Annotated in this window: 12 protein-coding genes; 8 read left to right on the top strand and 4 right to left on the bottom strand. The window is 68.1% G+C overall.

Annotation, left to right across the window (positions count from 1 at the left end; translation table 11 throughout):
* From VGP60_RS31535 to VGP60_RS31525, 3 genes are all read left to right on the top strand, one after another.
* The coding region (locus VGP60_RS31535) for a sodium:solute symporter family transporter (RefSeq protein WP_414640434.1) at positions 1–499 on the top strand (499 nt) is incomplete at its 5' end.
* 55 nt (positions 500–554) lie between these two features.
* The gene (locus VGP60_RS31530; protein WP_327551794.1) at positions 555–908 is read left to right on the top strand and encodes a rhodanese-like domain-containing protein; all 354 of its coding nucleotides are present in this window, start codon (positions 555–557) and stop codon (positions 906–908) included.
* Positions 909–911: 3 nt separating this feature from the next.
* A complete protein-coding gene (locus VGP60_RS31525) occupies positions 912–1,895 on the top strand; it encodes a DUF4328 domain-containing protein (protein WP_327551793.1) in 984 nt (327 codons plus the stop codon).
* Here VGP60_RS31525 and VGP60_RS31520 read toward each other — a convergent pair.
* On the bottom strand, positions 1,892–3,049 hold the full coding sequence (locus tag VGP60_RS31520) for a cytochrome P450 (RefSeq protein ID WP_327551792.1): 1,158 nt from the start codon (positions 3,047–3,049) through the stop codon (positions 1,892–1,894). The two genes, VGP60_RS31525 and VGP60_RS31520, sit on opposite strands and share 4 nt — an antisense overlap.
* A gap of 61 nt (positions 3,050–3,110) precedes the next feature.
* Here VGP60_RS31520 and VGP60_RS31515 point away from each other — a divergent pair, with 61 nt between their 5' ends.
* The 4 genes from VGP60_RS31515 to VGP60_RS31500 all read left to right on the top strand — a co-directional run bounded on the left by VGP60_RS31515 (position 3,111) and on the right by VGP60_RS31500 (position 5,975).
* Complete coding sequence (locus VGP60_RS31515) at positions 3,111–3,983, top strand: DUF5926 family protein (RefSeq protein ID WP_327551791.1); 873 nt, start codon at positions 3,111–3,113, stop codon at positions 3,981–3,983.
* Entirely contained in the window at positions 3,983–4,336 is a 354-nt protein-coding gene (locus VGP60_RS31510; protein WP_327551790.1) for a DUF952 domain-containing protein, read from the top strand. Before VGP60_RS31515 ends, VGP60_RS31510 begins: the two co-directional genes overlap by 1 nt.
* A 248-nt stretch (positions 4,337–4,584) precedes the next feature.
* Entirely contained in the window at positions 4,585–5,115 is a 531-nt protein-coding gene (locus VGP60_RS31505; protein ID WP_327551789.1) for a SigE family RNA polymerase sigma factor, read from the top strand.
* A complete protein-coding gene (locus tag VGP60_RS31500; protein WP_327551788.1) occupies positions 5,112–5,975 on the top strand; it encodes a hypothetical protein in 864 nt (287 codons plus the stop codon). The genes VGP60_RS31505 and VGP60_RS31500 overlap by 4 nt, the downstream gene beginning before the upstream one ends.
* A gap of 85 nt (positions 5,976–6,060) precedes the next feature.
* On the opposite strand, the gene VGP60_RS31495 is transcribed toward VGP60_RS31500, so the two are convergent.
* The 3 genes from VGP60_RS31495 to VGP60_RS31485 form a co-directional block, all read right to left on the bottom strand.
* Positions 6,061–6,612 carry a ferritin gene (locus VGP60_RS31495; RefSeq protein WP_327551787.1) on the bottom strand — a complete coding sequence of 184 codons (552 nt, stop codon included), beginning with the start codon at positions 6,610–6,612 and terminating at the stop codon, positions 6,061–6,063.
* Between the two features lie 141 nt (positions 6,613–6,753).
* Complete coding sequence (gene arcA / locus VGP60_RS31490; protein ID WP_327551796.1) at positions 6,754–7,938, bottom strand: arginine deiminase; 1,185 nt, start codon at positions 7,936–7,938, stop codon at positions 6,754–6,756.
* Positions 7,939–7,995: 57 nt separating this feature from the next.
* Positions 7,996–8,808 carry a type II CAAX endopeptidase family protein gene (locus VGP60_RS31485; protein WP_327551786.1) on the bottom strand — a complete coding sequence of 271 codons (813 nt, stop codon included), beginning with the start codon at positions 8,806–8,808 and terminating at the stop codon, positions 7,996–7,998.
* A 23-nt stretch (positions 8,809–8,831) separates the two neighbouring features.
* On the opposite strand from VGP60_RS31485, the gene VGP60_RS31480 reads away from it, so the two are divergent.
* Positions 8,832–9,293, top strand: a complete 462-nt coding sequence (locus tag VGP60_RS31480; RefSeq protein ID WP_327551795.1) for a PPOX class F420-dependent oxidoreductase — start codon at positions 8,832–8,834, stop codon at positions 9,291–9,293.
* Positions 9,294–9,409 lie beyond the last annotated feature (116 nt).

Genomic DNA, 9,409 nt, shown 5'->3' with positions numbered 1-9,409 from the left:
CGTCTACGCGAACGTGGTCAAAAAGGGCAAGGTCGACGACCCGAACGCCGAGGTCAAGGTCGCCCGCATCACCGCACTGGTCATCGGCGCCGTCGCCATCGCCGGCGGCATCCTCGCCAACGGACAGAACATCGCCTTCCTGGTGGCACTCGCGTTCGCGGTCGCGGCCTCGGCGAACCTCCCGACGATCCTGTACTCGCTGTTCTGGAAACGGTTCAACACCCAGGGCGCGCTGTGGAGCATTTATGGCGGCCTGGCGGTGACAATCGTGCTGATCATCTTCTCGCCGGCGGTGTCCGGTGGCGCGAAACCGATGATCAAGGGCGTCGACTTCCACTGGTTCCCGCTCGAGAACCCGGGGCTCGTGTCGATCCCGGTGTCGTTCTTCCTCGGCTGGCTCGGCGCCAGGCAGTCCAAGGAGTACGACGCCAAGAAGTACGCCGAGATCGAGGTCCGGTCGCTGACCGGCGTCGGCGCCGAGAAAGCCGTTCCGCACTAGAACACGACCTAGGTACGCGCAAGCTCACACCCGCACAACGACCTGACATGGGAGTATGGAAACCGTGGTAAGCCCGTCTGCAATTCCGACCGTGTCCATCTCCGACCTGCCCAAGGACAGGGTCGCGCTGCTTGATGTCCGCGAGGACGACGAGTGGGCCGCGGGACACGCGCCCGGAGCGAAGCACATCCCGCTCGGCGAGCTTCCGGAGCGCGTCAGCGAGATCGCCGAGCTCACCGACGGCCCGGTCTACGTCGTCTGCCGCAGTGGCGGGCGGTCCGCTCGCGCGGCCGCCTGGCTCAACGCGAGCGGCTGGGACGCGGTGAACGTCGAAGGCGGCATGAAGTCGTGGCACGCCGAGGGCCGCGACGTCGTCGGTCAGCCGGGCGCCGAACCCGAGATCCTGTAACGCATGCACCCAGGTCCCTACCCGCCGTCGCGGCCGCCAGTGCAGCCTCATCCGCAGTGGCGGCCCCAGCCTCAGCCGTACCAGCCGGTCCGGCTGAGGCAGCGCGTGCGCTGGGTGGCGTCGCCGCCGCCGGGAGCTTGGCCGGCTCGCCGGTCTCCCACGGTGCAGCGCTACACGGGACCACCGTCGTACCCGTCGCCGCCGCGATGGGGTTTTCCGAACCTGACCTGGCGCCTGCCGACGGCCGTACCCGGCACGGCGTCGGACGAACTGACCCCGTTGCAGCGGCTCCGGGTGATCGCCCGCAGCAGTGTCATGACGCTGTGGGTGTTCGCCGTGCTCGCGCTGGTGTCCGCCGGTGCCGAAATCTGGCGATACGTACTGCTGGTGCAGAGCCGCGATTCGGCGTTGAACACCGCGGTGGTCAACGCCTCGGACACGTTACTGGTCACCGTGGCCCTATTGATGACCATCTTTTCGCTGGTGCCGGTCGGCCTCGGGCTCTGGTGGCTCTTCGTCGCCCGGCTCGCCGCGGCCGACGAGTCCGGTGAAGACCCGCCGCGGACGCCCCGCCAGGTCGGCCGCGGCGTCCTGATTCCCGGCTACAACCTGGTGCTGGCCGGCTCGATCGTCTCCGAGCTGGAGCACGCCGTGCTCCGCCGCCCGTCGGACGAGCGGCCGAAGCCGTCACGGCTGGTGCTCGCCTGGTGGGCCGCCTGGATCGTCAACTGGCTGTTCGTCGCGCTGGTGATCTGGTGGCGTCTGCGTACCGGTGTCCAGGCGCAGGCCGAAAGCGTTGTGCTGATCGCTCTCGCCGACCTCTCCGCCGTGCTCCTCGCCGTACTCACCGCCGTCGCCATCCGCCGCCTGACCAGCCTGCTCGCGCCGATCAACGAGCGCAAACTACGCCCGATGCGCGTCCTCAAAGTCACCGGCGCCCCGGACCCCGAACTCCGAACCGAGCGGGCGTCCGGCTCGGTGCGCTAGGCCGTCACCCGTAACTCGCGCAAGCCGCGGATCACGAACTCCGGCCGCCGCCGCGGCTCGCTCGCCAGCTTCAACCCCGGCAGCTTCGCCGTCAGCGCGTTGAGCGCCGCCGCGATCTCGACGCGGGCCAGCGGCGCGCCGACGCAGTAGTGGATGCCCATCCCGAACCCGAGATGCGCGTTCGGCGTCCGCCCGATGTCGAGCTTGTCCGGCTCGTCGAACACGGCCGGGTCCCGTGCCGCGGCGCCGAGCAGCGCGCCGATCTTCTCGCCCTCGGTCACGCGGTACCCGGCGATCTCGACGTCCGTGGTCGCCGTCCGCTCGAACAGCTGGAGCGGTGAGTCGAAGCGGATCAGCTCCTCGACGCAGCTGTCCACCAGTTCCGGTCCGGCCAGCAGCCGTTCCCATTGCGAAGTGTGCGTGAGCAGCGCGGAGACGCCGTTGCCGATGACGTTGACGGTGGCTTCGTGCCCGGCCATCAGCAGCAGCACCGCCGTCGCGACGAGCTCGTCGGGCGTGAGGCCGCCGCGGCGGAGGTCGCTGATCAGGTCGTCCCCGAGCGGCCGCTCCGCCAGCTCCCGCAGATACGCGACGAACTCGCCGGCGGCCCGCTCCGCCGCGTCCTGCTCGGCGGCGGGCAACGCGTATTCGTACATCTTCACGATCGCGTTCGACCACGGGACCAGCAACGGCCGGTCGGCCTCCGGCACGCCGAGCAGCTCGGCGATCACCGCCACCGGCAGCGGCTGGGCGAGGAATTCCAGTAGATCGGCCTCGCCGTCGGCGGCGATCTTCCCGGCGAGCTGGTCGACCATGCCCGTCGCGAGCTCCGCCACCATCGGCGCGAGGCGCTGCACGTGCCCGCGTCCGAACGCCCCGGCGATCAGGCGTCGCAACCGCGTGTGGGCGGGCGGCTCGTTCTCGAGTAGCGAGTTGCGGTGCAGCAGGTTGAACGAGGTGAACCGCTCCAACGGCGTCGCGTCGGTCCAGATCCGGCCGAGCCCGCGATGCCGGAGCACCGCGGCCGACGCGGCGTGCGAGACGGTGATCGCCAGGCCGAGCCCGTCGTGCCGATGCACCTCACCGCTTTCGCGAAGGCGCGCGAAGGCGGGGTACGGGTCGGCGAGGAACGCGGCATCACGAGGGTCGAACACCCACCGAGCCTAGCTCGCGGGCGCGGGCGGTAGCGTTTGCTCGCCGAGACGAGGAGGCCACATGAGCAAGGGCGCGCGCAAAAAAGGTCCGAAGCCGGAACGCAAGGTGAAGGTGCGCGACGTGTTCGTGGGCCAGCCGTTCGAGGGCCTGGCCGCGGAGCCGGAGCTGATCGCGTTGCGCGAGTTCGTGCCGTCCGCGACGGCGAAGCTTTCGCTGGCGAACTCCGACGAGACAGTCACGCTGGGCACGGTGCTGCCGATGGCGGCCGCCGCCTTCGTGCGGTCCGACGGTGAGCGGTTCGTCGGCATGCAGGTACAGACGCGGTCGTCCGACATCAGTCGTGACCTGGGCCGGTCGCTGCGCTGGGTGCTCGACGCCAAGCCGGGCGACGTGCTCGGGGTGCCGGACACGACGTCCGCGCCTGCCGACGGCGAGCGCCTGCAGGACCTGCTGGTCCCGGGCGCCGAGCTCGAGGCCACGCTGCACACCGACTTCAGCTGGTGGCTGCCCGAGGACGCGGACGCGAGCGGCGAGGTCGGGCTGTCGCTCGAGCGCGCCAACGAGGCGATCATGCCGACCGAGCGCCTGAGCCCCGGTGCCTACTGGGTGCTCGCGGGCGACAAGGCGCACCTGCGCTGGGTCCGCCCCGAGCCGGAGAACCTGCTGCTGCAAGCGCTTGCGCGGCTTTCCGCCGCCGGCGAGATCGGTCTCGGCGACGACTCCCGCTACGCCGGTTCCTTCCGCGCGCACGGGCTGCTCGTGCCGGTGTGGGACCTCGACCCCGAGGCGCACGCGCGCGAATGGGCCGACGGCGCGAACGAGCTCGGTGCCCGCCTGGAAGCCGCGCTCAAGTCCCTCGACGCCGAACCGCTCAACGCGGCCGAGCGCCGCTCGCGTGACGGCCTGATCGGTCGCCAGCTCACCCTGCGCTGATGATCCTGCATATCTGCACCGCCGCCGAGTGGGCGGCGGTGCCGGACGACGGCGAGTACCGCGCGCCATCGCTCGACACCGTGGGCTTCATCCACTGCTCGGACCCGGGCACCGCGCATCTTCCGGCGAACGCGCTGTACGCCGGCCGGACCGATCTCGTCCTGCTCGAGATCGACCCCGGCCGGCTCGGCGTGCCGCTGCGCTGGGAGGCGGGCGTGCCCGCGCATCCGAGTGAAGCCTGGTTCCCGCACGTCTACGGGCCGATCCCGCGCGCGGCCGTCGTCGCGGTGCACGAATTCCCGCCTGGACCGGGCGATTCTTTCCAACTTCCGCCCGCGTTGGCGAACAGATAACGCTTCGCAACTGGACCCCCGTTCGGGCGTCCCTAGAACTGAGGGTCGCTCGAAGACAACCTGCGGGGGCGGTTATGCGTTTTGTGAATGGCGGGAAGACGCCAGCCAAAGGCATGCTGGGAGGAGGCGATACGGTGACCGCAGTCGCGCCTGCCATGACAGGGGTGGATGGCTGGGCGGCTTTGTCGGGAGTGGAGCCCCTTCAGAGTGCCGGCGACGGGACTGCGCACCGAGGGAGGGGATCGTCGGTGACTGGCGAACTCACGGACTTCGGGGAGTTCGTGCATGCCAGCCTGCCCGGTTTGCTTCGTTACGGCCACGCGCTGACGGGTAACCCGCACGACGCCGCCGACCTGGTCCAGACCGTGCTGGAGAAGATCGGTTCCCGCTGGGCCCACGTACAGCACAAGACCGGCGACCCGCTGGCCTACATCCGCCGTTCGATGGCGAACGCGCACGTCAGCCGCTGGCGCCGGATCAAGCGCGAGAACCTCGTCGCCGACATCCCGGACACCCAGCCGCACGTCCCGGCGGACCCGTTCGAGCACGAGCCGCTGTGGCAGGCGTTACGCGGACTGCCGCCGAGGCAACGTGCCGTCATGGTCCTGCGTTATTACGAGGGACTGTCCGAGGTCGAGATCGCGGCCGCGCTGAGCATCAGCCAGGGGACGGTCAAGAGCCAGGCCAGCAAGGCGATCGCCACGCTGCGCACGAAGCTAGCCGTGGGGGCTGGAGAGGCACGTCCTGTCCAGGACAGCGAAGGGAGGGAAACGAGTTGAGCGCACTCGAAGACGAGTTGGACGCTGAGTTGCGCCGACTGTTCGGCGACGAACGGCTTGCCGTGCGGCCGAAGACCGACGCACCCGAGACCATCGTGGCCGGAGCGCGCCGCATCCGGCGACGCCGGACGGCGATGATGTCGGCGAGCGGTGCGGTGGTGGCCGTGGTGCTGGTCGGCGGGAGCCTGACGTTCGGCCCCTTTCGCTCCCAGGACAACGCCGCCGCCATGAACACGTCGGCGCTGAAGACCGGTGCCCTGCCGCAGACCGTGGCCGGCTCGGCGCCTCCCGCTCCGACGACCGACAGCCCGCTGCCCGGTGGTGAATCCCCGCTGCCCACGTCCGTGCCCGGAAGCCCTCCCTCGGCCGGCAGGCCGACGACCCCGAACGCGCCCGCCAAGACCACGCCCACTTCGGGCAAGCCCGCGCCGCAGTTCGTCACCACCGGTGGGCTGATCAGCCCGGCCGGTTTCGGGAACCTCAAGCTGGACGCCTATCTGGAGGGCACGCCGCCCGCGGGCGTCACCCTGACCGAGACCCCCACCTCCACCGCGTGCACCGGCTACAACTTCAGTGGTGACGGCGTGCCGGGTGCCGGCTTCGTCGCCGCGTCCCCCGCGACCCCGAACACCAGCGGCGGTTTCGCCATGATGATCGTGCCGAGCGGCCCGGTGCACACGCCCGAAGGCATCGGCAAGGGTTCGACGAAGGACGACGTCAAGCAGAAGTACGCCGGTGCCGGCGAAAACGAATCCGGGCTGTATGCCCCAGCGAGCACAACGAGCATCTACCAGTTCGCCGTCGACGGTGCGAACGTTGTCCAGGCCATCCGGCTCGTAAAGACCAACAGCGACTGCTGATCCCGAATTCGGCAGTGTTGTTGCCCAAAAAGAAAGCCCGGACTTTCCAGGGGGAGAGTCCGGGCCTTCTTTGTTCAGCTGATGTCTAAAGCGCGCCACCGGCGACCGGGGGCATGCTCGAGTCCGCGCCGGAATCGCCGACCGTCTCGCGGTGCAGGTGCGCCTCGACCTCGAAGAGGTTCCCGTTCGCGCGCTTGACGATGTTCAGCAGCGTGGTCATCTGGGAGATCTCCTCGACCTGCTCCTTGAGGAACCACTGCGTGAACTGCTCCGCGATGTAGTCCTCTTCGGCGCGGGCGGCCTTCGTCAGCATCTTGATGTCGGCGGCCACCTCTTTCTCCTGTGCCAGAGCCAGTTCGACGAGCTCGGTGACGTCGGAGAAGTCGTTGCGGACTTCGCCGATGCCGGGGATCTGGACGTGGTGGTCGGTGTCCATCATGTACTGGACGAGTGCCATCGCGTGGTTGCGCTCCTCGACCGACTGCTTGTAGAAGTGCTTCGCGAGCTGGGGCAGGTCCTCGTTGTCGAACCAGACAGCCAGCGCGATGTACTGCTGCGACGCGGTGAACTCGTTGTGGATCTGCGCCTGCAACAGCTCGTAGAACTTGGATCGCGGTTCTTTTTTCGTGAGGGCCATGTTTGTCACCATAACTCGATCGCTAAATGTTTTCCACTTTTATCTGGTGATCTACCCCCTATTAGGTTACCATTCCTAAAGCAAGGCAGTGCTTAACTTGGGTAGCCTTTCCTAATTCATTTGGCTATTTATTAGGTTAGGCTAAATTGAATCACGCAGGATAGGGCAGGACATGCAACGCGGTCCGCCGCGGCCGGAGCCCAGCTCGGAGCCCGCGATCGGCAGCACTTCGATTCCGGCTTCTTCCAGGCGCACGTTGGTTTCCACATTGCGCTCGTACCCGACGACCACACCCGGCGCCAAAGCGAGGGTGTTGTTGCCGTCGTCCCATTGTTCGCGTTCGGCGGTGACGGGGTCGAGGCCGGTGTCGATGACGCGGAGGCGGTCGATGCCCATGGCTTCGGCGGCGGCGATGAGGAACGGTGTCGGTCCTTCGACCTTCATCGCGCCGTCCCCGGCGGGCCGCATCGTGTACGCCGTGAGCGAGTCGCGGGACAGCGGATACATGACGACCGCGTCGGTGTCGACCATGGTGCAGACGGTGTCGAGGTGCATCGTCGCGCGGGCCTGCTCGATAGGAACCGCCAGCACGGTGTGGGCGACGTCGTCGGCGAACAGCGACCTCGCCAGGGATTCGGCGCCCGCGGCGGTGGTGCGTTCCCCGACGCCGATGGCCACGACTCCGGGGGACAGGAGCATCACGTCGCCGCCTTCGATCGGCGCGGAATGCGCGCCGTACGCACGGTCGGCCCGGGAGAACCGCGGGTGATACGCGTAGACGAGGTCGAGCAGGGCTGTTTCGCGGCGGCGGGCGGGCATCGTCAGTGACGAGATGGCGACGCGGTCACCGATCCAGGCCGACGAATCGCGGGTGAACAGCAGGTTCGGCAGGGGGTCGACGGCGAAGTCGTGGGGGTGGTGCATTTTGCGTACCAGCGAGTTGCCCTCCGCCGACGGGAGCTCCTCGAACGTCATCCCGGCCATCAGGACTTCGGCCAGCGTGTCAGGGGTGACGCTGGACAGGTGGGAGCGGAGGGAGTCGGCGAGTTCGTTGCCGAGCCGGCGTTCGTCGACGGCGGTGTGGACACCGGCGGCATGCGCCCGGGGGTCGCCCAGGGAGGTGCGCAGGACGTCGGCCAGAAGGAGCACCTCCACGTCGCGGTTGCGGAGGGTTTCGGCGAAGGCGTCGTGTTCTTGTTGGGCTCGTCCGACCCACGGGATGGAGTCGAAGAGGAGTTGGTCGTTGTTCTGCGGGGTGAGCCTTTTGAGCTCGTTGCCCGGCCGGTGCAGGAGTACCGCGCGGAGTGGTCCGACCTCGCTGTCCACCCTCGGGGTGGCGAATTCACTGATCACAGCCCTGAGGGTAGTGGGTTCAGGCGCCGGCTAAGGGAGCCAAGACAAGCTGTTCTTCAACAACGCGTAGCCCACGAACGAGACCACGTCGAGCAAAGTGTGTGCCACGACCAGCGGCCACAGGCGGTTCGTACGCTGCCAGAGCCGCCCGAACACCAGGCCCATGACGAAGTTGCCGACGAACCCGCCGAAGCCCTGATACAGGTGGTACGACCCGCGCAACACGGCCGCGCCGACCAGGGACGAGTTCTCGCGCACGCCCAGCTGCCGCAGCCGCGTGAGCAGGTAGCCGATCACCAGCATTTCCTCGGCGAACGCGTTGCCGAACGCCGACAGCGTCAACGTGATCGGCCGCCACCAGGTGTCGCCGAGGGTCGACGGGAGCACCGCGAGGTTGAAGCCCAGCTTGTACCCGACGAAGTACAGGACCAGCCCCGGAATCCCGATCAGCGCGGCGAGCCCGAACCCCCAGGCGACGTCCCGGCGCGGGCTCCGCTTGTCGAGGCCGATCGCCGCGAGCTTCACCCCGGCGCGCCACAGCAGGTAGAGCCCCAGCGCGCCCCAGCCGAGGAGCTGGATGACGCTCAGCAGCTGCTTGAGCAGGTCGATCAGGCTCGCCGCGGCCTGCGGCACGTTCAGCGCCACCTGCTGCTGGGACAACGGCACCGGCCGCAGCAACGAGTCGACCAGCGACAACAGGCTACGGACCCCGGACAGCCCCAGCGTGATCCCGAAAACCAGGAACAACTCGATGACGATCGCCCGGCGCTCAGCCGGATCGGTGATCATCTCGGGCGAACCGGGGCGTTCCGGACGCAGCCAGGATCGCGCGGCGAAGGTCATCCACGCACGCTACCTTCGTGGTCATGCCAAGGACTATCGCCACCAATGAAACAGTCGACCGTGCCGGACTCGTCGAGTTCATGCGCACCCGCCACCACGCCATCCTGATGACCACCAAGGCCGACGGCTCGCCGCAGATGTCACCCGCCACCTCCGGCGTGGACTCCGAAGGGCGCATCGTGATCTCGACGTACCCGAAGCGGGCGAAGGTCGTGAATATTCGGCGGGAGCCGAAGGTTTCGGTTTGTTTGCTGTCGGATGATTTCGGTGGGGCTTGGGTGCAGGTCAACGGGGTGGCCGAGGTGATCGATCTGCCTGAGGCCGTCGAGCCGCTGGTTGAGTATTTTCGGAGCATTTCCGGGGAGCACCCGGATTGGGACGAGTACCGCGAGGCGATGTTGAAGCAGGGGAAGAGCTTGATCCGGATCACGGTGGAGAGCTGGGGACCTGTTGCTACCGGAGGGTTTCCGCCGGAGCTGGCTTGAGATTGGCAGCCCGGCTTTCGGCGGGTCTGCGCGCTGACGGTTTCGCGTCGCCAGGGCGTGACTACCAGCGAAAGTCGCGGTTTGTGGGTCTGCGCCCTGCCGCCGCGAAACCGTGG

This window comes from Amycolatopsis sp., assembly GCF_036008905.1.
Classification (GTDB): domain Bacteria; phylum Actinomycetota; class Actinomycetes; order Mycobacteriales; family Pseudonocardiaceae; genus Amycolatopsis.
Note: the sequence above shows the minus strand (reverse complement) of the source record. Positions and strands in the feature narration are given on the sequence as shown.